Origin of the sequence: Flavobacterium gyeonganense, assembly GCF_029625295.1 — a bacterium.
GTDB lineage: Bacteria > Bacteroidota > Bacteroidia > Flavobacteriales > Flavobacteriaceae > Flavobacterium > Flavobacterium gyeonganense.
Genome location: NZ_CP121112.1, coordinates 1,103,734 through 1,125,946, shown reverse-complemented (window position 1 = coordinate 1,125,946; position 22,213 = coordinate 1,103,734). Strand labels below are relative to the sequence as shown.

16 protein-coding genes and 4 pseudogenes are annotated in these 22,213 nt (G+C 33.8%); 10 read left to right on the top strand and 10 right to left on the bottom strand.

Translation table 11 applies throughout. The annotated features are described in order from the left end of the window. Nucleotides 1-159 precede the first annotated feature (159 nt). The 3 genes from fmt to P5P89_RS04810 form a co-directional block, all read right to left on the bottom strand. Complete coding sequence (fmt, locus tag P5P89_RS04820) at nt 160-1,107, bottom strand: methionyl-tRNA formyltransferase (RefSeq protein WP_278010975.1); 948 nt, start codon at nt 1,105-1,107, stop codon at nt 160-162. Further along, nucleotides 1,107-3,002, bottom strand: coding sequence for a RecQ family ATP-dependent DNA helicase (locus P5P89_RS04815; RefSeq protein ID WP_278010974.1), 1,896 nt, complete (start codon nt 3,000-3,002; stop codon nt 1,107-1,109). The genes fmt and P5P89_RS04815 overlap by 1 nt, the downstream gene beginning before the upstream one ends. Before the next feature lie 65 nt (nt 3,003-3,067). Continuing rightward, complete coding sequence (locus tag P5P89_RS04810) at nt 3,068-3,601, bottom strand: AAA family ATPase (protein ID WP_278010973.1); 534 nt, start codon at nt 3,599-3,601, stop codon at nt 3,068-3,070. 318 nt (nt 3,602-3,919) lie between these two features. Between P5P89_RS04810 and P5P89_RS04805 the strand changes: the two genes are divergently transcribed. The 4 genes from P5P89_RS04805 to P5P89_RS04790 all read left to right on the top strand — a co-directional run bounded on the left by P5P89_RS04805 (nt 3,920) and on the right by P5P89_RS04790 (nt 7,229). Further along, nucleotides 3,920-4,216, top strand: coding sequence for a DUF493 family protein (locus P5P89_RS04805; protein WP_278010972.1), 297 nt, complete (start codon nt 3,920-3,922; stop codon nt 4,214-4,216). Between the two features lie 3 nt (nt 4,217-4,219). Next, nucleotides 4,220-4,936 carry a DUF4290 domain-containing protein gene (locus tag P5P89_RS04800; protein WP_269237332.1) on the top strand — a complete coding sequence of 239 codons (717 nt, stop codon included), beginning with the start codon at nt 4,220-4,222 and terminating at the stop codon, nt 4,934-4,936. Between the two features lie 90 nt (nt 4,937-5,026). Beyond that, complete coding sequence (gene murA, locus P5P89_RS04795) at nt 5,027-6,340, top strand: UDP-N-acetylglucosamine 1-carboxyvinyltransferase (RefSeq protein WP_223681881.1); 1,314 nt, start codon at nt 5,027-5,029, stop codon at nt 6,338-6,340. A gap of 13 nt (nt 6,341-6,353) precedes the next feature. After that, a complete protein-coding gene (locus tag P5P89_RS04790) occupies nt 6,354-7,229 on the top strand; it encodes a cation diffusion facilitator family transporter (RefSeq protein WP_278010971.1) in 876 nt (291 codons plus the stop codon). Nucleotides 7,230-7,507: 278 nt separating this feature from the next. Here P5P89_RS04790 and P5P89_RS04785 read toward each other — a convergent pair whose 3' ends face one another. The 3 genes from P5P89_RS04785 to P5P89_RS04775 all read right to left on the bottom strand — a co-directional run bounded on the left by P5P89_RS04785 (nt 7,508) and on the right by P5P89_RS04775 (nt 11,178). After that, nucleotides 7,508-9,997: a DUF5686 and carboxypeptidase regulatory-like domain-containing protein gene (locus P5P89_RS04785; RefSeq protein ID WP_278010970.1), complete on the bottom strand. Its 2,490-nt coding sequence runs from the start codon at nt 9,995-9,997 to the stop codon at nt 7,508-7,510. Between the two features lie 70 nt (nt 9,998-10,067). After that, nucleotides 10,068-10,481 carry a type II 3-dehydroquinate dehydratase gene (gene aroQ, locus P5P89_RS04780; RefSeq protein WP_278010969.1) on the bottom strand — a complete coding sequence of 138 codons (414 nt, stop codon included), beginning with the start codon at nt 10,479-10,481 and terminating at the stop codon, nt 10,068-10,070. Nucleotides 10,482-10,620: 139 nt separating this feature from the next. Next, entirely contained in the window at nt 10,621-11,178 is a 558-nt protein-coding gene (locus P5P89_RS04775) for a porin family protein (protein ID WP_278010968.1), read from the bottom strand. Between the two features lie 348 nt (nt 11,179-11,526). On the opposite strand from P5P89_RS04775, the gene P5P89_RS04770 reads away from it, so the two are divergent. After that, entirely contained in the window at nt 11,527-12,111 is a 585-nt protein-coding gene (locus tag P5P89_RS04770) for an outer membrane beta-barrel protein (protein WP_278010967.1), read from the top strand. A 79-nt stretch (nt 12,112-12,190) separates the two neighbouring features. Then, nucleotides 12,191-13,086: pseudogene (locus P5P89_RS21630) on the top strand (tyrosine recombinase). 92 nt (nt 13,087-13,178) lie between these two features. On the opposite strand, the gene rny reads toward P5P89_RS21630, so the two are convergent. The 3 genes from rny to P5P89_RS04745 form a co-directional block, all read right to left on the bottom strand. Further along, nucleotides 13,179-14,741, bottom strand: coding sequence for a ribonuclease Y (gene rny, locus P5P89_RS04755; RefSeq protein ID WP_278010965.1), 1,563 nt, complete (start codon nt 14,739-14,741; stop codon nt 13,179-13,181). A 208-nt stretch (nt 14,742-14,949) separates the two neighbouring features. Then, the gene (locus P5P89_RS04750; protein ID WP_278010964.1) at nt 14,950-15,243 is read right to left on the bottom strand and encodes a cell division protein ZapA; all 294 of its coding nucleotides are present in this window, start codon (nt 15,241-15,243) and stop codon (nt 14,950-14,952) included. A gap of 5 nt (nt 15,244-15,248) precedes the next feature. Further along, nucleotides 15,249-15,539 carry a hypothetical protein gene (locus P5P89_RS04745; RefSeq protein ID WP_278010963.1) on the bottom strand — a complete coding sequence of 97 codons (291 nt, stop codon included), beginning with the start codon at nt 15,537-15,539 and terminating at the stop codon, nt 15,249-15,251. A 179-nt stretch (nt 15,540-15,718) separates the two neighbouring features. On the opposite strand from P5P89_RS04745, the pseudogene P5P89_RS04740 reads away from it, so the two are divergent. The 4 genes and pseudogenes from P5P89_RS04740 (at nt 15,719) to P5P89_RS04725 (ending at nt 21,285) form a co-directional block, all read left to right on the top strand. Then, nucleotides 15,719-17,412 (top strand): annotated as a pseudogene (locus tag P5P89_RS04740) (M23 family metallopeptidase). Nucleotides 17,413-17,423: 11 nt separating this feature from the next. Next, nucleotides 17,424-19,890, top strand: a pseudogene (locus P5P89_RS04735) (TonB-dependent receptor). Between the two features lie 43 nt (nt 19,891-19,933). After that, nucleotides 19,934-20,536 carry a hypothetical protein gene (locus P5P89_RS04730; RefSeq protein ID WP_278010962.1) on the top strand — a complete coding sequence of 201 codons (603 nt, stop codon included), beginning with the start codon at nt 19,934-19,936 and terminating at the stop codon, nt 20,534-20,536. Nucleotides 20,537-20,565: 29 nt separating this feature from the next. Continuing rightward, nucleotides 20,566-21,285: a CREC-EF hand family protein gene (locus P5P89_RS04725; RefSeq protein ID WP_278010961.1), complete on the top strand. Its 720-nt coding sequence runs from the start codon at nt 20,566-20,568 to the stop codon at nt 21,283-21,285. Nucleotides 21,286-21,440: 155 nt separating this feature from the next. On the opposite strand, the pseudogene P5P89_RS04720 reads toward P5P89_RS04725, so the two are convergent. Beyond that, nucleotides 21,441-22,141: pseudogene (locus P5P89_RS04720) on the bottom strand (hypothetical protein). Nucleotides 22,142-22,213 lie beyond the last annotated feature (72 nt).

Below are 22,213 nucleotides of genomic sequence, written 5' to 3'. Positions count from 1 at the left end.
TGGTTAAAAAAATTGTTAATACACAAATTTAGTAGGAAATCCGTTCCTTGCAAGTGATTTCTTTAAATTTAGTAAAAATTGTTAATAACTTGTTTTTTTTGTTCATAAAACAAGTATTTTAGTAGCTAAATATAAGTATATACCCCTGTTTTATTGACTTTAATAGACTTTTGCATCATTAGAAAAAGTGATGCCATTCAATAAATCAGCTATCTGCATTCTCTTTTTCCCGGGTAATTGTAAACTTAATAGTGATAAATAGCCATCCTGGAGTGCTACTTTAAGTTCTTTTTTATCAAAAATAAGCTTTCCAATTTCTTCGGAATGTGGCTGTGAAATCAGCTTTGCTTCATATATTTTGATGTTTAATTCCTCATTTTTGTCTTTCAGAAAACACCACGAAGCAGGATATGGGCTTAACCCGCGTATCAGATTGTTTATTTCGATTCCGGACTTTGTCCAGTCTATTTTGCAGTTTTCTTTATTTAGTTTATAGGCTGTTTTAATATGATCACTATCTTCCTGAACGGTGGTGCTTACATTTCCGTTTTCAATCACTTTTAAGGTATCAATGACAGTTTTGCTTCCTAAATGCATTAATCGGTCATGTAATTGTCCTGCATTTTCTTCTGGCTCAATTGCAATCTCCGAATTTAAAATCATTGCTCCTGTATCAATTTTATCGTCTATAAAGAAAGTAGTAACACCTGTTTTTGTCTCTCCGTTAATGATGGCCCAGTTTATTGGTGCAGCGCCACGGTAATTTGGTAATAGGGATGCATGAAGATTAAAAGTCCCAAATTGTGGCATTTCCCAAACTACTTTTGGAAGCATTCTGAAAGCAACTACTATTTGCAAATTGGCATTCAGCGCTTTTAACTCGGCTAAAAAATCTTCGTCTTTTAAATTGGTTGGCTGTAATAATGTAAGGTTGTGGGCTAGCGCATATTCTTTTACTGCTGAATATTTTATTTTTTGTCCGCGTCCAGCTGGTTTGTCGGCTGCTGTAATAACGCCTACAACTTCATAATCGTTTTTAAGAATGGTGTCCAGAATGCCAACAGCAAATTCCGGTGTTCCCATAAATATAATTCGTAATTTTTCCATTAGGTTTTTAAAGTGTATTTATTGTTCGCTAAAATAACGATATGATTGTTTTCTAATAATTGCTGGATTGCTGATAAAACATCTTTTGTATCCAGTTTTATCTTATTTTGAATTTCCCGCGAAGTTAATGCAGTTGTTTTCAATAAATGCAGGATTTTATCAGCAATTGAATCGGCTTCTGTGATTTTTCCTTTTTGAGTAATGCAATAGGAGCACACCCCGCAATTTTCCATCGTTTCTTCTCCAAAATAATCTAAAACCAATCTGTTTTTGCAGGTTTTATTTTCTTTTATATAATGCAGGACAGACAGTAATTGTTCTTTTTTTAGCTGATTCTGTTTTTCCAGATATTTTGAAACCCTGTTTATAGTAAGATCATCTTCCCGGACTTCATTGAATAAAATGGTAGCATCATTATTTTTTGATTTGTACTCGATGATTTCTTTTTCTTTCAGCTTTTCTAAAACAGCCAAAACCTGTTCTTCTGTGTGATGTGATTTTTTTGCAATCAATGAAAGATTAAAGGGTGTTTTCATTTCGTAAATTCCGGGATATGTTCTCAAAATAGCCAGAATAATTTCTTCTTCATTTGGATTCAGGCTCATATACCGGATCACTTCTTTCGATTCGATTAAAAACTGCATCGTAATCTTCTCTGAAAACTCCTGAGAAAGCGTAATGATTCCCTGTTGATTCAAAAACTGTAGTGAGTTGTATGTTTTTAATGTAGGGAAATCATATTTATCGCAAAAATGATTTAATTTAAAAGAAAAAGAATCATCTAGTCCTTCACCATAAGCAATCTGAAAATAATTGCAAAGCTTTATATACATCGTTTTTAAGAACTTTTTGTCTGGCAAAATACTTAAAAACTGCTGTTCTGTCTGATTCGCATCTGAATTGTTGTAAAGTAAAATAGAGAAAGCTTTTTCTCCATTTCGTCCCGCTCTTCCGGATTCCTGGTAATAATTTTCTAAGTTTTCAGGCAGCTGTGTGTGAATGACCGTTTTTACGTTGTCTTTGTCGATCCCCATTCCAAAAGCATTTGTGGCAACAATAACCTGCGCCTGTTCAGACATCCATAATTGCATGTTTTTGTCTTTTTCTTTGGCTGAAAGTCCACCGTGATAATAAGTGGCCCGAAATCCTAATGATTGTAATTGGGTTGATATGTTTAAACATGATTTCCTGTTTCGGACATATATTATGGACGGTTGTGGGTTTTTCTTTAAAATTTGTTCAACCCGGTATAATTTGTCTTCGATTTCGAAAACCATGTATGCTATATTTTTTCTTTCAAATGATTGTTGGAAAAAATTAGGCTCCTTCAAGCCTAATTCTGTTTTAATATCTTCAATGACCCTTGGGGTTGCTGTAGCAGTTAAAGCAAGAAAGGGAATTTTCGGAAAGTGTTTTTTAAGCTCTGAAATTTTCAGGTAAGCAGGACGAAAATCATGTCCCCACTGCGAAACACAATGTGCCTCATCGATTGCGATTAAATTTACCGGAAGGTTTTTAATGCGTTCCAAAATCCAGTCAGACTGCAAACGCTCAGGAGAGAGGTATAAAAATTTATAATTTCCATATTGGCAGTTGTCAAGAAGATCGATAATTTCTTCAGCATGAATTCCGCCTGTAAGTGCTATCGCTTTAATATCCCGCTTTTGTAAATTCGCTACCTGATCTTTCATTAGTGCAATCAAAGGCGAAACAACAAGACAAATACCTGGCTGCATCATTGCGGGAACCTGAAAACAAATCGATTTCCCTCCACCTGTGGGAAGCAGTGCAAAAGTATCGTGGCCTTCTAAAACCGAATCAATAATTTCTTTTTGCAGCGGTCGGAAACTGGTATGTTTCCAGTATTTTAAAAGAATATCCTGTGCTTCCTGCATGACCAAAGTATTAAAGTTAAAAATTTAGAAATCAGTTTCTAGTTTTGCAACTTTAAATCTGGTCGCTAAATTTTGTCTAATATATAAAGAATTCTGTTTTCAACTGTGTCTTTCGGGACTTCAATTAAATCATAACCATACCTTTTGTAAGTCTCAATAAGATGATTTTGTATTTTTAGCGCCTGTTCGAAATTCTCGTAACGTTCTGTGTCGCTTTCGTAAATTTCTTCCCAGGGTGGTAAAATAAATGTTTTGGAGTATTTGAAATCCTCGCAGGCTTTAGTGAAGTGTTCGGGATATGAATCACCGATATAATCCATGTAAGCAACAACGTCAGGAATTCCGCGGTCAATAAAAACTACATCGTCTGGTTCTTTTAATGCACTTTTGAATTGCTCAATACGGCCTTCAAGCAGCATTTTGCTAAACAATAAAGGCTGTTCCAGAAATAATTGGTCAATACCCCGCTGTTGTGCTTCAAGAGTAACTTGTCTTGAGATTTCAGGGTAACAGCAATAACCACGAGCAACTAATTCGTTTATTAGTGTAGATTTTCCTGTGCCAGGACCACCAAGGAGAACTATGATTTCTTTTTGCACTATTCTAAAAATAAAGCGCAAATTTACCTAAAGTTATTTATAATTAAAAAGATTATTTGTCGAAACCGAAAGATTTGGTATTTTTTTAAACTTGCGGTAATTATTTTGGCTATTTATCTTTGTATGTTGAAGCCCGCAATAAAATAATAATACATAGGGATAAATATAGAATGGTGATTTTCTATTTTAAAAAACTTTAAAAATTAAGTATTCTAAATAGTGTATTTCATTTCAAAAATATACAACGCTTTAATATCTTTTTCCAATTTAAAATATCTAAAACCAAAACCGTATATTTGCGTTTATTTTTAATTACGAATGGAGAACGATAAAGAAAAAAACACCGCCGAATTTTACGAAAGATTAAAGATTGAGCTGGACAATTCAAACACCTGGCCTGCAGAATATTTGTATAAATTTATAGTACCTTCTGTAGCTGATAATGTGGAGCGCGTTGAAAAAGCTTTTGACAGAATGGGTGCGGTTATCAAAACAACAAAATCTAAAACAGGTAAATTTACCAGTGTTTCTATAGATGTTACGATGAATAGTGCTGATGAAGTAATTGGCAAATACAAAGAAGTTTCTACGATAGAAGGTATAGTTTCATTATAAATTATGGTCGAAAAATATAAAAAAGAAAACGCAAACGACGTTGTTTTTAATTTAGAATACAATTCTGAAAGACAGCGTTTACTTATTCCCGAATATGGTCGTCATTTGCAAAAACTGATTGATCAGGCGACTATGATTGAAGATGATGAAACACGTAATAAAGCGGCAAAATACATTATTCAGGTAATGGGAAGCCTGAATCCTCATTTGCGTGATGTGCCGGATTTTCAACATAAATTATGGGATCAGCTTTTTATTATGTCTGATTTTAAATTAAATGTTGAGTCACCATATCCAATTCCTTCACGTGATGTATTACAGTTAAAACCTGATGTTTTGCAATATCCGCAAAACTTTCCTAAGTACAGGTTTTACGGCAATAACATTAAGTACATGATTGATGTTGCTAATAAGTGGGAGGAGGGCGAAATGAAAAATGCTTTGGTGATGGTGATTGCCAATCACATGAAAAAATCTTTTTTAAGCTGGAACAAAGACACGGTAAAAGACGATGTAATCTTTGAACATTTATACGAACTTTCCGGTGGAAAAATCAATTTATTGCAAAGTACAGAGGAACTTTTAAATACGACTGATTTGATGCGTACCAACAAACGTATGTCGAATAAAATTTCTCAGCCTGGACAGCCAAAAATTCAAAATAATAAAAACAATAAAGGCGGTAAAAAACCTTTTCAGAAAAATAACAATCAGAAATAAAAAGAGGGCTAAGATGCTAAGGTACTAACATGCTAATATTTTTAGCTCTGAACCTCAGAATCTCATAACCTTAGAACCTAAAAGAAATCTATGGGAATTTTTAAAATCGAAGGAGGAACTCCTCTAAAAGGAGAAATCACTCCGCAAGGAGCAAAAAATGAGGCATTACAAATTTTATGTGCTGTGCTTTTAACAGGAGAGAAGGTAAAAATTAATAACATTCCTGATATTATAGACATCAATAAATTAATTACTTTGCTGGGTAATTTAGGGGTGAAAATTCAACGTAATGAGCCAGGTTCGATAACATTTCAGGCAGATGAGGTTAATGTTGGGTATTTAGAAACAGAAGCTTTCAAAAAAGAAGGTGGAGCGCTTCGTGGTTCTATTATGATTGTAGGTCCGCTTTTGGCTCGTTTTGGAAAAGGATATATTCCAAAACCTGGAGGAGATAAAATTGGACGTCGCAGATTAGATACACATTTTGAAGGTTTTATTAACCTTGGAGCAAAATTCAGATATAACAGAGAAGATCACTTTTACGGAGTAGAAACTCCGGAAGAAGGCCTTCAGGGTACAGATATGCTTTTAGACGAAGCGTCTGTAACGGGTACAGCAAACATCGTTATGGCGGCTGTTCTGGCTAAAGGAAAAACGACTGTTTATAATGCTGCTTGTGAGCCTTACTTACAGCAGTTATGTAAAATGTTGAATTCTATGGGGGCTAAAATCACAGGATTGGGTTCAAATTTACTGACTATCGAGGGTGTTGAAAGCCTTGGTGGATGCGAGCACAGAATTCTTCCTGATATGATTGAAATTGGTTCCTGGATTGGTCTTGCAGCTATGACAAAAAGTGAAATCACTATCAAAAATGTAAGCTGGGAAAATTTAGGTTTGATTCCAAATACTTTTAGAAAGTTGGGTATTACCATTGAAAAACGTAATGACGATATTTATATTCCTGCTCACAAAGACGGATATGAAGTAAAAACAGATATCGATGGTTCTATCTTAACTATTGCGGATGCGCCATGGCCAGGATTTACACCTGACTTATTAAGTATTGTTTTGGTTGTAGCTACACAGGCAAAAGGAGATGTTTTAATTCACCAAAAAATGTTTGAAAGCCGTTTATTCTTCGTGGATAAACTAATTGATATGGGAGCAAAAATCATGTTATGTGATCCGCATAGAGCTGTGGTTATGGGACATAATTTCGAATCTCAATTGAAAGCAACTACAATGTCTTCTCCGGATATTCGTGCGGGAATTTCATTATTGATTGCTGCGCTTTCTGCAAAAGGAACCAGTACAATTCAAAATATTGAGCAAATTGACCGCGGTTATGAGCGTATCGATGAACGCTTGAGAGCAATTGGAGCAAAAATTGTGAGAGCATAAATAATTCTCGTTAATGACAAACGAACAAAAAGCTATAAAAGCTACATACTTTAGTATAGCCGGAAACACCTGCTTGGCCCTGATAAAAGGCTTGGCAGGTTTTTTTGGCAATTCCTATGCCCTGATTGCAGATGCCATAGAATCGACTACGGATATATTTTCTTCTTTTTTGGTTTTATTCGGAATCAAATATTCTAATAAACCAGCTGATGAAAATCATCCTTATGGGCATGGGCGTGCCGAACCCCTCATTACCTTTTTGGTGGTTGGGTTTTTAATTACATCAGCAACAATTATTGGTTATGAAAGTATAGCCAATATCCAGACTTCGCATGATTTGCCAAAGTCCTGGACATTGTATGTTTTGGGTGCGATTATTATCTGGAAAGAATACTCTTTTAGGTTAGTAATGAAACGCAGTAAACAAACCAATAGCACTGCTTTAGCAGCCGATGCCTGGCATCATCGAAGCGATGCGATAACTTCTGTTGCGGCATTTATCGGAATTTCATTTGCGTTGTTTATGGGAAAAGGATATGAATCTGCAGATGACTGGGCTGCTCTTTTTGCAGCATTTTTTATTTTGTATAACAGTTACAAAATTTTCAGACCTGCTCTTGGTGAAATTATGGACGAGCATTTGAACGATGATTTAGTAGAAATGATTCGTGTTACGGCTTTAACAGTCAAAGGGATTTTAGGTACCGAAAAATGTTTTATTCGTAAAGCCGGTATGAAATATCACGTTGATTTGCATGCTATAGTTTCGGCAAAAATTTCAGTAAAAGAGGGGCATGATCTGGCGCATAAATTAAAAGATACCTTAAGAGAACAAATGCCTGAATTAGGACATGTTTTGATTCATGTAGAACCAGATGATTATAATTAAAACTATTAAGTCACTAATATTGTTTAGTTTTCTATAGTTTTTTACGTTGAGGCAGGATTGAATCCAGTAAATGTTATATAATAAAAATCCGTTTTTAAGTTCCTTTTTAAAAACGGATTTTTATTTGTTTTAGATATTAAAATAGTATTACAATATTTGAATTTACAATATGCGTTAGGGATGGTAGCGGCATCCTTTTTGTTTTTTCTTTAAAAATAAAAAGATACAGCGGACAGCCCGGCCGTAGGTAACGCCCACCCCAATCTGCTAAAAAAAGCTTAATTCAACACATTCAAAATTTTCAACCCAAATACAACGCCATTTTGCTGAACACCGCCCTGATAAGAATGTATATAATCAATCCTGAATAATTTAAATTTTCCAAATCCCAGATTATCTAAACCAATGGTAAACTCAGAATACGGCTTTCTATCCGGAATTGCCAAAGAGTGAAATCCGATATTCATTGTTGATTTTAAGAGATTGATCAGAGGAATTTTATTGGTTACAAATCCCATGTCATTGTGTTCCAGATGCATTTCAAAATAACGGTTGTTTGTACTGTTTGAATAGTAAGGCATCAGATTGAAAACATTCAAATAGCGGTCTGTTGTGCCGATATGAGTCTGGTTTCCGTTAAAATGCCTGTAATCTATAAAAGAAATATTTTCAGCATTGAAGAATTTTCCGGCCCTGAAATTTGTTCCCAGAACTCCTTTATTTCCCAATGTCAAATCATATTGAATAGAAGCGCCGATCCTTTCAAATTCATATTTTTTTTCGCTGGCTGCAAAGGCTTTTTCAAATGCTAAATAAACTGTTGGATACTTGTCATTTTTGAAATTATACCTTCCGTCTGGTCTTGAAATGTATTTATTTCCGAAATTAATTCTGGTTGTGATAAGTGTTTTAAATAAATGATGGGTCTCAAAAGCAGGTGTTGTGTAATCATTTGGTGCTAAAGGATTATTGGAGCTATAAAAATCATCTTTTTTGAAAAAAGAATAATCAGTAGTGTTGAACAATGGCTTTCGCTGTTCGTAGCCAATTTGCCCTGTCACATTAACTCCGTTCGCAATATCCTGGCCATAATTGATTTGTGCAAATTCTAAATTGTACAATTTCATATAATTGTCTTTAAAGAATAAAGAACTTATGGAATTGACAAGTTTAGTGATGGGTAGAGAATTATTAAACTGCATTGTTTTTACACCTCCCGAACCCCAAATTGTGGCATAATTGATAGCGTTGAAACGATGGCTGAATTCTCCTGTAACCCGAAAACGCTCTTCTGAAAAACCGTAATTAAATGTTGTGCTTATCGAGGTGCTTTTTCCTTCTTCTTCGTTCCATTTTCTGAAAGAAAATCCAGAATCAAAATTAAATCCCTGAACAGTATTGAAGCTTAAAGACGCAATATTCAACAGGCCTTTATAATTAAACGAATATTTTTTGAATGTGTTTTTGTAATCATAACCCGTTAAAATGTCCCAAATTTTGAATTTGTTGTTTTTGGCATCAATAGAATCAGTGTATTTTCTGGATTTACGAATTGTAAGTAAACTATCTTTTTTTATATAATCAGTACTTTCTTCTATAGTCAAAGGAATTGGACGTATTTCATTCCAAAACGCGTCATTCTTTTTGTTGGCATTGGCTTCAAAAGCTACAATTTCATTTCCGAAAGTTTTCTTTTTAAAAGTATCCGGAAACTCATAATTAGAATAAACGTAATTGAATTTTCCAGAGAATTTAGTTCCAAAAAAACCAGCGTTAAACGAAAGTGTCTGTGCATTTTTTGCCCAGATTTTATGTGCGACATTATAACTGAAGCTTTGTTTTAAACTCATGACTTCGGTAAATTCATTTTTCATTCGATAGCCTTTGATGTCCAGGTCTATCGCATAAATGGCGAAACTATCGTCAACTATATAAATGTAACCTTCAAAAACAGGTTCTTTATCACGTTTAGGAATTACTTTGATTTTGTTAATCTGGTGGTTGTTATCATCCAAAAAAGTACCTTCGAGCTTGTATTTGTAATAACTAAAAGCATTGTCTGCAATTGGCGAGATGAGTTTTACGCTAAAATCTAATGTATTGTCATAAAAATCATAAGTTGATAAAGCTGCGGTATTGTAGCTGTATCCTCTATTGTTTCCCGAAACTTTGGAAGCAATTATTTTTTCTTTTAGCTTATCCGGTTTTTCAAAAGTGACTTTAGAAAGGGTTTCAGAGAGATATAAAATCCCTGTTCCTGTTGAATCTAAATTAGATGCCATATCTTCGCCAAGATCGACTTTCTGTCCCAGGATTTTTTTAGGAAGATCTTTTACTTTAAACATTCCTTTCGAATAAAAGTCAGCTGTATATCTCGAAATTTTTTCTGAGTTTTCCTTTTTGCTTGCAATAGCACTTCTGATAATTGCGTTTGCAGGATTGTTTTTTGGATCAATAATGACTTCATTCAAAGTAAAGCTTTCTTCAGCCATTTTTACATCCAGAATTACGGTTTTTGAATCTGAAGGCACAGAAAGTTTTTGGGTTTTGAAACCCAGATACTGAAAAATGATTTTGTTTTTTCCGGGTTCTTTTACATTTAATTGATAGTTTCCCTGCTCGTTTGATGTCGTTCCGAAATACGTATTCTCTTCAAAAACAGAAACAAAGGGGAGTGGATTCCCTTTGTCATCAGTTATGGTTCCTTTTATCTGTGCGAAATTGGAAATCGAAAAAAATAAGAAGGCAAATAAAGTATAATTTTTCATGTAAAAAGTTTCTCTTACAAAAATAAAATAAGTCGAAAATGAGCTTATTAATTATTTGTTAAATAACTGTTTACAGGAATGACTGAATAGCGAGTTCGTAACTTTTTAATCCGAAACCCAGAATAACCCCTTTTGCATTTCCGGATAAATACGATTGATGTCTAAAGCTTTCCCGGGCATAAGTATTAGAGATATGAACTTCAATAACCGGAGTGGTTACAGCTTTCATCGCATCGCCCAGGCCAATTGAAGTATGGGTATAAGCACCGGCATTTAAAATAATTCCATCAAATGTAAAGCCCACTTCCTGAATTTTTCCAATCAGTTCGCCTTCAATATTGCTTTGATAGTAGGAAAGTTCAATGTTTGGGAATTTTTGTTTCAGTGTGTCAAAATAATCTTCAAATGTCTGGCTTCCGTAAACTTCAGGTTCACGTTTTCCTAACAGATTTAAATTTGGACCGTTGATGATAGCAATTTTCATATAAGATTTTAATATTGATATTAAATTTGACATCGTCATTGTAATTGACTTTTGATATTGTCATTGCAATTGAACTCTGTAAAAATAAAAAAACCGTCCTAATTAACAGAACGGTTTTTATAAAAGTATGTGATATTATTTAGAACATAAATCCAGCAGACAATTGTATGGTTGTATTTTTAACATCTGCATTTTTTGTAGCATCCGTTAATCCTAAACCATAACGACCCTGAATAAAGAAATTTTCAGTTATCTTAAATCCTAATCCGGCATTCACACCAAATTCAAAAGTTTCTGCGTCCTCAAAATCTACATTATCCTTCTCACTCAATAAAAATGAAGCTTGTGGTCCTACTTCAAGACTGAAAGAATCTGTTAAATAAAATTTGGCCATAACAGGTATAGATAAATAACCTAGTTCATTTTTAAATTCGTCAACAGCATTTTTGTATGTAGCTCCCTGAGTTGAATATAAAAGCTCTGGCTGAACAGCAAATCTGTCTAGCAATTTAATCTCGGCTACTAAACCTGCATGGTAGCTTGTTATTCCTTCTTTGTCAATTCCAGGTGCATCAGTGGCATCCCCTGTTTGATTTGCAAAGTTAACCCCTGCTTTAACCCCTATTTTTAATAACTGTGCCTGAATGGATGCAGCTGTTCCAAGAAACAAAATGACTGCTAAAAGTACTTTTTTCATAATGTTAATTTTAAGATTTTAGATGTACAAAGTAACGTTAATATAAACTCAGAATATTTATAATTATTGCTGTCTTTAGTTTCAATATTTCCATTTTTTCATTCAGCATTATAACCTGCTAAGGTAATTAATTGTGTTAATGAAAGAATTTTACTAACAATTAATGTTTTTTTCTCTCACTATTTTTAGTGATTTTTAAAAATGTAATTATTTGATAGTTAGTTTTTTGTTTGTTTTAATAGGAATTTTTATAACATATTGAAGTGTTTTTTTTAGAATAATGTTTGGTTCGTTAGAGTCAAATGATATAGATTTGCCGTCATAATTAACTTAATTAATTTAAAAAAAATGAAAAAAATTGTTTTATCAATGGTTGCTGTTTTAGCATTTGGATTTGCTAATGCACAAGATTCTACAGGAAAAGGATTTTCTAAAGGTAATGTTTTTATTTCTGGATCTGTAGGGATTTCTTCAGATAAAACTGGAGATGTTAAAGAATCAGGATTTGAAATTGCTCCAAAAGTTGGTTTCTTTGTTACTGATAATATTGCTATCGGTGGTAGATTAGGATACAGATCTGACAAAGCTGAAAATGCAGTTACAGATACTAGAGACGAGGCAAGATTATCAGTTGGTGCTTTCGGTAGATACTATTTTACACCATCTTCTGATTTCTCTTTATTTGGTGAATTAGGAGTTGACTACAGTAGTGTTGATGATAAATTAGCTGATGCTAAAGCTAATGAAATTGGTGCAAACTTAGGATTAGGTTTAAGCTATTTCGTATCTAGCAATTTCGCTATTGAGGCTACATGGGCTGGATTAGGCTTTACTTCAAATGATAATGGTGGAGATGGAGCAGAAAAAACTAATTCTTTTGGTTTAGGAGCTAATCTTGATTCAATCAACTTAGGTGTTGTTTACAAATTCTAATTTGTAATTAAACTTATATTTTAAAACCTTCCCTAACCGGAAGGTTTTTTTATGCCCAAAAAGATGTTACTTTGTGAATATGAATTGGAAAACGTACATAAAAGATTATCAGTCGTATTTACGGATTGAGCGTGGTTTGTCCAAAAACACAATTGAAAATTATAGTTTTGATATTGAAAGGCTCCATCTTTTTTTAGAAGAAGGTAAAATAGAGGTTTCTCCAATAAAAATTTCAGATGAAACAGTGCAGCAGTTTATCTATTCGGTTTCAAAAGAAGTGAATCCACGTTCGCAGGCCAGGATTATTTCGGGCTTAAAGAGTTTTTTTAATTATTTGGTTTTTGAGGATTATCGTAACGATAATCCCATGGAACTGATCGAGACCCCAAAAACAGGGCGTAAGCTTCCGGATACGTTATCAGTAGAAGAAATTGATAAATTGATAGCCGTAATAGATTTAAGTTCAAATGAAGGCGAAAGGAATAGGGCGATGCTTGAAACTTTATACGGTTGCGGGCTTCGTGTTTCTGAATTGATTTCTTTAAAAATTTCAGACCTTTTTTTGAAGAAGGATTTATTAAAATTACAGGAAAGGGCAATAAAGAACGTTTTGTCCCGATTGGTGATTTAACGCAGAAATATATTACTATTTATCAAAAAGAAATAAGGAGTCATTTAAATATCAAAAAAGGCTATGAAGACACCTTGTTTTTGAATCGTAGAGGCAGTCAATTAACCCGGGCTATGATTTTTACTATTATAAAAGATTTGGCGGTAAAAACGGGTTTAAATAAAAATATCAGTCCACATACTTTGAGGCATTCATTTGCTACGCATTTACTTGAAAATGGAGCTGATTTGCGTTCGATACAATTAATGCTTGGCCACGAGTCTATAACTACCACAGAAATCTATGTCCATTTAGACAGAAGTTTTCTAAAAGAAGTAATGCATACTTTTCATCCCAGAAGATAATTTGTCTTGTTTTGAGGTCTAGTTTAAAATCAGAAATATAAAAAAAAACTTCTCGGTATGAGAAGTTTTTTTATAAAGATATTTTTGTGAATTTATTTGGCAATATTTACTGCTCTTGTTTCGCGGATCACGGTCACTTTTACCTGACCCGGATAAGTCATTTCAGTTTGAATTTTTTGTGAAATTTCGAAAGATAAATTAGCTGCATTATCATCAGAAACTTTTTCGCTTTCTACAATTACACGAAGTTCTCTACCCGCCTGAATTGCATAAGCGTTTTTAACACCGCTGAAGCCATAAGCTACATCTTCAAGATCTTTCAGACGCTGGATATAGGAATCCAAAACCTGGCGTCTTGCGCCTGGTCTTGCGCCTGAAATCGCATCACAAACCTGAATAATTGGTGATAATAGTGATTTCATTTCAATCTCGTCGTGGTGAGCTCCAATAGCATTGCATACTTCTTCTTTCTCACCATATTTCTCAGCCCATTGCATACCTAATAAAGCGTGAGGTAAATCGCTTTCAGTGTCCGGCACTTTACCAATATCGTGAAGTAAACCTGCTCTTTTGGCTAATTTTACGTTTAGACCTAATTCTGCAGCCATGATACCACAAAGTTTAGAAACTTCTCTGGAGTGCTGTAATAAATTTTGCCCGTAAGAAGAACGGTATTTCATTCTACCTACAACTTTGATCAATTCAGGGTGTAATCCGTGAATTCCTAAGTCTATAACGGTACGTTTTCCAACTTCGATAATTTCGTCATCAATTTGTTTAGCCGTTTTAGCAACAACTTCTTCAATTCTTGCCGGGTGAATACGTCCGTCAGTCACCAACTTGTGTAATGATAAACGAGCAATTTCCCTGCGGACCGGGTCGAAACAGGATAGGATAATCGCTTCAGGTGTGTCGTCAACAATGATTTCTACTCCTGTAGCAGCTTCTAAAGCTCTAATGTTACGTCCTTCACGACCGATAATTCTACCTTTAACATCATCAGATTCAATATTAAATACAGAAACACAATTCTCTACTGCTTCTTCAGTTCCAACTCTTTGAATTGTGTTGATGATGATTTTTTTAGCTTCTTGCTGAGCTGTAAGTTTTGCCTCTTCAATAGTTTCCTGAATGTGAGACATAGCTTTACTTTTGGCTTCAGCTTTTAACCCTTCTACTAATTGTTCTTTTGCTTCTTCAGCAGAAAGTCCTGAAATTACTTCCAGTTGCTGTAACTGACTTTTGTGTAGTTTTTCAACTTCAGCCTGTTTTTTGTCTAGAAGCTCAATTTTGTTGTTATACTCCTGAGTTTTTGCTTCGAAATCGTCGTTTATTTTTTTAGCTTTAGATAATTCATTTGAAATTTGTGACTCTTTATCGCGAACTCTTTTTTCAACTTCTGCAACTTTTTTATCACGTGCCAAAATTACTTGTTCGTGTTCAGCTTTTAACTCAATAAATTTTTCTTTTGCCTGAAGGATTTTATCTTTTTTAATGTTTTCTGCCTCTAAATTAGCATCTTTTAAAATTGAAGCTGCTTCTTTTTTAGCGTTTTTGATTAGGTTAGAAATATTACTTTTCTCGATAATTTTAGCTATTGCAAAACCTGCTGCAATACCTACAATACCTGAAATAATGATTGTTATTATGTCCATGTTTGTTAAAGTTTATATATAAAAAAAGCCTACATTAATTGCTTGAATAAACTCGTAAAGACAAGTTTTGAGCTAACTCACTGTTCAAGTTTCCAAGCCGGGGCATGGCATACTATAGTAGCGACGATTTGCTCATTCTAATTTGTTAGTGTTGAGTTTACCAATTGTGAACTAATGTAGGCAGTATCTTAGTTTATGTAAAGAACGTTTAATTTTCGAGATATTGATCCAATAGCGAATTTAATCTTTTAATTCTTTCGATGGTTTCAAGTCCGTCATTAGTATTATCAATTTGCTTTTGTTCTACTTGTGATGCAAATTGCAGGGCACACATAGCCAATACATCTTGTTTGTCACGAACTGCGTAATTTTCTTCGAATTGCTTAATCATAGCGTCAATTTTTCTTGAAGCACTTCTAAGTCCTTCTTCCTGAGCAGGCTCCACCGTTAACGGATAAACCCGGTCTGCAACTGATACTTTAATTTTAAGCTTCCCGTCCATATTTACTAGTCTGATAGTTGTGCAATACAGTAATCAATTTCGCGAATTAATGAATTTATTTTAAGCTTTGTCTCTCTCTTGTTATTGTCGCTGCCGAGCAACGAATTGGCTATCTTAAGTGTTTCATATTGCTTCTTCAAAGCTTCAATTTCTTCAGATTGTTTCTGGATAATTTGCGCTGCCTTGTTTAATTCTAATCGTAGATCCTGATTGTTTTTTTCTAAAGCTTTTGATTTCGTAAAAAGCTTTTCAACTTTATATTCAAGAGTATCAATTATTTCAGCAATTACACTCATTGTAAATCCTATTCATTACTTAATCCTACAAAGTTAATATTCCTTTTTATTAATGCAATTTTTTATCGATTTTTTTACATTAAAAATAATCAAATTGATGAAATTCAGTGATTTGTATTTTTGGGGTTTATCCTTCGGTTTTTCCCTCCTTAATTTTTATCTTAGCAAAAATGTTACCTATGAAATTTTATTCGGTTTTTTTATTTTTTTACAGTTTTGTTTTTGCACAGGTTCAGTATCCAAAAGATTATTTTCGCCCGCCACTTGATATTCCGATGCAGCTATCGGGTAATTTTGGAGAGTTAAGGCCCAATCATTTTCATGCCGGATTCGATCTGAAAACCAATCAAAGAGAAGGTTTGAATGTTTACGCAGTTGCTGATGGTTATGTATCCAGAATAAAAATTTCAACTTTTGGAAATGGAAAGTGTATCTATATCACGCATCCAAACGGTTTTACTACGGTTTATGGGCATTTGCAGACAGCAGTGGGAACAATACAGGAATATATTCACAAAACACATTATCAGGAAAAGGCCTTTGAAATTGAAATGTTTCCGAAACCGGATGAACTCCCGGTTACCAAAGGTCAAATAATTGCGCTTTCAGGAAATACAGGCTCTTCTGAAGGGCCGCATCTGCACTTTGAGTTTCGTGATACAAAAACAGAGTTCGTTATAAATCCTATGTTTTTTGGATTTGATCAGCATATAGCTGATAATAAAAAACCAACTATTTCAAGTGTGTTTGTTTATCCAATGGATAATGTAACAGTAAATCAGTCTAAACAGCCTTTATTGTTGAATCTTTCGCTTCAAAAAGATGGGACATACCTGGCGGGCAAAGTAAAAGCTAATGGGAAAATTGGTTTCGGAATTAATGCTGTCGATTTTGACGATGTCTCAAAAAACAAAAATGGAGTTTTTAATGTGACAGGTTTTTTAAATGGTGATCCTAAATATAATTATCAGTTTAATACTTATTCTTTCGATGAGATGCGTTTTATTAATGCCTTTATCGATTACCCAAGATATAAAAGAACAGGTCAGCGTGTGCAAAAGTTATTTATGAAAACGCCTTTTGCACTCAGTATTATAAAAACAGATTCGCTTCGTGGAATTATTCCGGTTGAACCTAATCTGACTTCAACTTACAGAATTGAGGTTTCGGACTATTTTGGTAATATGAATTCAGTCACGGTTCCAGTCGAATATGATTCAGAAGTACCGGTTGTAGATGAAGAGCCCATCACATCAAAATATCGCATCCAATACAATAAAGACTCAAATTTTGAAAAAGATAATATGTCTGTTTTTTTCCTGCCGGAACTTTTTATGAAGATTTTAATTTGAATTTTGATGTAAAAAACAATCGGATTTATATTCACGAAGATGTTGTTCCGGTACATTCAAATTTTACTGTTACTATAAAGGACAGTACGTATTCTGAAGCTTTAAGGGATAAACTTTTTATTGCAAGAATAAGCGGTAACAGTAAAAGTTATAATGCTACTACCAGAAAAAATGATGTTTTTACTGCGAAATCAAAAATACTGGGGCAGTATGCTTTGGTTTTAGATACAATTGCGCCAGTAATACAAATTACAAAACCTATTCAGGATAAATGGATTAGTGATGTTAAAACTATTCAGTTTGTAATTAGCGATAATTTATCCGGGATTAAATCTTATAATGGTTATTTAAATGGGAATTGGATTTTATTTGAATATGATAATAAAACAAAAAAAATAACCCATCGTTTTGATGATAATATAGTGGCTGAAGGGGGTAACGATTTAAAAATCGAAGTAGTTGATAATGTAGGGAATTCTGCTATCTTTGAAACTCACTTTTTTAGAAGTCAACAAAAGTAAAATCTAAACGTTTGAATAATTTTAAATTAATAATTGTTTTCCTTTTTTTGTGGATTGGTTTTAATTCATCTGCTCAAAGTGCACGTGTAAAGGGGATTATTTTAGACAATGAGAACCATCCGGTTGCAGATGTAAATATTACCTTAGGAGATAAAGCTGCAAAATCGAATGCTAAAGGTCATTTTGATATTTTTGTGCCTTCAAATAAAAAAGGTAGTTCTGGTTTTTACACATATTTCTTTGAAAATGGTGACGTTAACGGTGAACTTAAAACCTTACGAAACATTTGTTTTTAACCCCGTTATGAATAACTCCCAAGAGCAAATGGGAGAAGTTTTTGTATCTTCAAAAAATAAAAAACGTGTCCAGGGTATCGCAGTCATTGATCCATCTACGATAAAAAAAGTGCCGGGAGCAAATGCCGGAATCGAAAATATACTGAAAACATTACCCGGTGTAAACTCCAACAATGAACTGAGTACACAATATGCTGTTCGTGGAGGTAATTATGATGAAAATCTGGTCTATGTAAACGAAATAGAAGTCTATCGCCCATTTTTAATTCGGTCTGGTCAGCAGGAAGGATTGAGCTTTACAAATACTGATTTGGTACAAAATGTAGATTTTTCAGCGGGAGGTTTTCAGGCAAAATTTGGAGATAAATTATCTTCTGTTTTAGATATAACTTATAGAAAACCAATTCAGTTTGGAGCATCAGTCGAAGCGAGTTTTCTCGGTGGAAGCATTTCTGTTGATGCGGTTTCAAAAAATAAAAAATGGTCTGCAGTTACTGGTGTACGTTATCGCAACAATAGCCTGTTGGTTAACAGTCAGGATACCCAGACAAACTATACGCCAACATTTGCAGATATTCAGACAAATATTAATTATGATGTTTCTCAAAAATGGCAGCTAATTTTTTTGGGAAATATTTCACAAAATAAGTATTTATATCAGCCCTTAACGCGTGAAACAAAATTTGGTACTATTGATCAGCCAATGGCACTGTCTGTTTTTTATCAAGGTCAGGAAAGGGATCAGTACGATACTTATTTTGGAGCTGTAAAAACAACTTATAAGGCTTCTCCAACTCTTACTTTTAAATTAATCGGATCTCTATTTCATACTATTGAAAAGGAACATTTTGATATTTTGGCACAATACCGATTGGGAAATATTGATGAAAACGGAACTATCAATTCTGATGATGTCGATTTTACTAGAGGAATCGGTACGCAGCTCAATCACGCCCGAAATGATCTGGATGCTTTGATTGCTAATATTGAATTCAAAGGTTTTAAAGAATGGAAAGATAATAACCAGTTAGAATTTGGATTGAAATTTACAAGAGAATCAATACGTGACAGAGTAGTGGAGTGGGAAGTGATTGATTCGGCAGGATTTTCGATAAACCGGCCTAATTTAAATTTTCCTAAAAACAACCAGCCGTATGAACCCTACGCCGGGCCGCTTTTACCCTACCAAAATATTCGTGCTGTCAATTTTAATGATATAAACAGATTTTCAGGTTATGCACAATGGAGTAATAAAATGGAGTTCGGATCAAGTCAATTCTGGTATACTGTTGGGGCACGTTTTCAAAGCTGGCAGGTTTCAGGCGCAGCTGTAGAAGGTAATAATCAGACTGTTTTTAGTCCAAGGGTGCAATTTGCTTTAAAACCGGACTGGAACAGTGATATGATTTTCAGGCTTTCGGGAGGTTTGTACCATCAGCCGCCATTTTATCGTGAACTTCGTGATTTTAACGGAGAGGTTAATCCAAATATAAAAGCCCAACAGTCTGTGCATTTTGTTTTGAGTAACGATTACAATTTCAAAATGTGGAATCGTCCTTTTAAGTGGGTTACAGAAGTGTATTACAAATCGCTTTCAGATGTAAATACCTATTCAATTGACAATGTCCGAATTCGCTATGTAGCAGACAATAATGCCAAAGCGTATGCTCAGGGGCTTGATTTCAGGCTGAACGGGGAGTTTGTTCCGGGAACTGAATCTTGGGTAAGTTTTGGTTATCTTAAAACGGAAGAAAATTATGAAGATAAAGGTTTTATAGCCAGGCCCACTGATCAAAGGCTGAAATTTGCAATGCTTTTTCAGGATTATATGCCAAATATCCCAAGTATTAAATTGTATCTTAATTTAGTTTATAATACCGGTTTACCGGGAGGTTCACCATCATATTCAGATCCTTATGTATATCAGAACAGGCTTAACGATTACAGAAGGGCAGATGTTGGTTTTTCAAAAGTTTTTATTGATGATAATAACATATCCAAAAACCGCTGGTTAAAGAATTTTAAAGAGTTAGCATTAGGAGTAGAAATATTCAACCTTTTCAATAATCAAAATGCCATAACCAATACCTGGGTGCGGGATGCTTATTCTAAAAATCAGTATGCCATTCCAAATTATATGACTTCTAGGGTATTTAATATAAAGCTGAATGCGAGGTTATGATCGAAAAACGTGAAAAAAGAAAAAGATTTTTTACGTTCCGGGAATGATTTCTTTGGTTCTTATTCCTTTGTTTTGTTTGTGTCATTTTTATAAGGTTGAGGCTTTTAAAACTTATGTAGCTTTAGATTTTTCACTTCCAGATAAAGAAGATTTTGAAAAGTATAAAGTGGGGAATTTAAGAAAATATAAGGTGTTTTATTTTAATGGTGAAAAATCGAAAGAACTACGACAGTTAAAAGAATTGAGAGTTTTTGCTAGAAACATGATAGAAAAATATGATACTATAAATGGAGCTAAAATTCGCTTTGGATCTAAAACGGACTATGATACTTTTATTAGTGTAATTAATATTATGAGTGAAGAAAAGATGCCTACATGGGCATTATTTTCAGATAATCTGTATGCATTGGCAAATTCTAAGCCAAAGTCGACAAAAAGGCATAGTTTTGTTTGTGGGACGAATGCTTATTCGGTAAAAAGAACACTTCAAATGCAGGAAGAAAATCGGAAAAAAGAACTTGATATTTTTCAGGCTTCTTTTTTTAAACAACAATGGATTTTGTTTTTAGCTTACTTCATACTAGTGCTTTTAAATATCTTCGCACTAGTAAAATTCAATAAAAACCAAAATTACAATCAAAAATAGTATATTTGATAATCGAATATAATTTGCAGATGAAAAAGTACCTTAAATATACAGCCTTAGCAATTGCAGCAACATTTATCAGTTGCCGTGAGGAAGTTCAAAAGCCAAAAGTGAGTTACGATGTTTCAAACAAAGTAAGTGTCAGTAAAACAGATTCCACACAAATTGAAGTGGCAGATTTGCCAATTCAGATGGAAGGAACAGATTATTTGATCCATCCAGTTGGAGATTTACGTGTATTCGAAAAAGGGTCAAAAGCACGTTACGGATCATCAACTGTAAATGATGTAAGTTTTACTATTTCTAATCTGGGAGAGTATGAAATTACAGGTTATTTGCAAAATTTGAAATTCCAAAAAACAGATTCAGATTCTATCCGGCCGCTATCTGATAAACCAATTTTAATTTTAACAGCGACATATCTAAAAACAATTGCTGATAAAACACAAAATAAAATTATGGTTTATACCCTAACGGATTCGGATACGAATAAAGATGGTAAAATAGATACCGGAGATATCAAAACCCTTTATCTGAGCGATATTAGCGGAGAAAACTTTACCAAAGTTTCTACAGATTTAGAGGAACTCGTAGACTGGAATATTGTTGAATCAAAAAATCGTCTGTATTTCAGGACAATTCAAGATACCAATCAAAATGGTCAGTTTGATAAAAATGATGTTTTGCATTACAATTACATCGATTTGGCTTTGAAAAAATGGGAAGTGAAAAATTATAAACCTATTTAAGAAGCTAATATTTTAGAGCCAAAGAAAAACCCGTTAAAAATTAATTTATTTTAACGGGCTTTTTTTGTTTTGAAGTTACGTTTAAATATTCTGTATAATCAGGAGGTGAAAAACTCAGCTCCTTAGAATCTTAGTGCCTTAGTAACTAAAAAAAGTCAAATCAAAATATCACTTTCCAGATCTGATTTTTCTATTTCTAATCCAAATCCTAAACGATCTACCAATTCAATTACCAGTTTTTTATACCAGTTTTCTGATTTTGGATGAATGTAGATCTTTTCTATTAGTTGATTAACATCTACGTTTATTTTTAATCCTTCATTCAGTTTTAAATTGCTTTGTGAAGTGTCAGTAATAATGCGGACTTCCCGTTCGTACTGAAAGCTTTTTCTTTTAAACAAAAAAGGAAAAAAGAATCGTCAAACGGAATATATTCTTTTTTGTAGTCGATATAATTTACCTCACCAATATACTGATCAAAATTTTGTTCCGGATTCACTGCTTTCTGCAATCTTCCAATTGTGGACTGAATAGCTAATCCTTCGCTGTTTTGTGTAAAAATCTGCCACATTGCAAATGATTCATACTCGTTAATATGCCAGCTGCTGACAGCTACCTTTTCCCGATGCGTTTTGTAATAATTTAAAAATTCCGGATTGTCAATCGCGAGTTTTTTGATTTCTTCATATGTTGGTTCGCTAAAAGTCCCTTCATACTGATCCTCAAATTTGTCAGATCGTGACATGAATAGTTTTTTTGAAAGAAGTAAATCAAGAAATTTAGATAAATCGAGATATTTCCACACAACAGTATCAGGATCATCAGGCAGTTTTATGTTTGGGTTGTTAAGATACATTTTGAGAGCATTAAATGATTTATTCTTTAACGAACCTAAAGTTATAAAAATAAAAACAGATTAAGGAAGTTA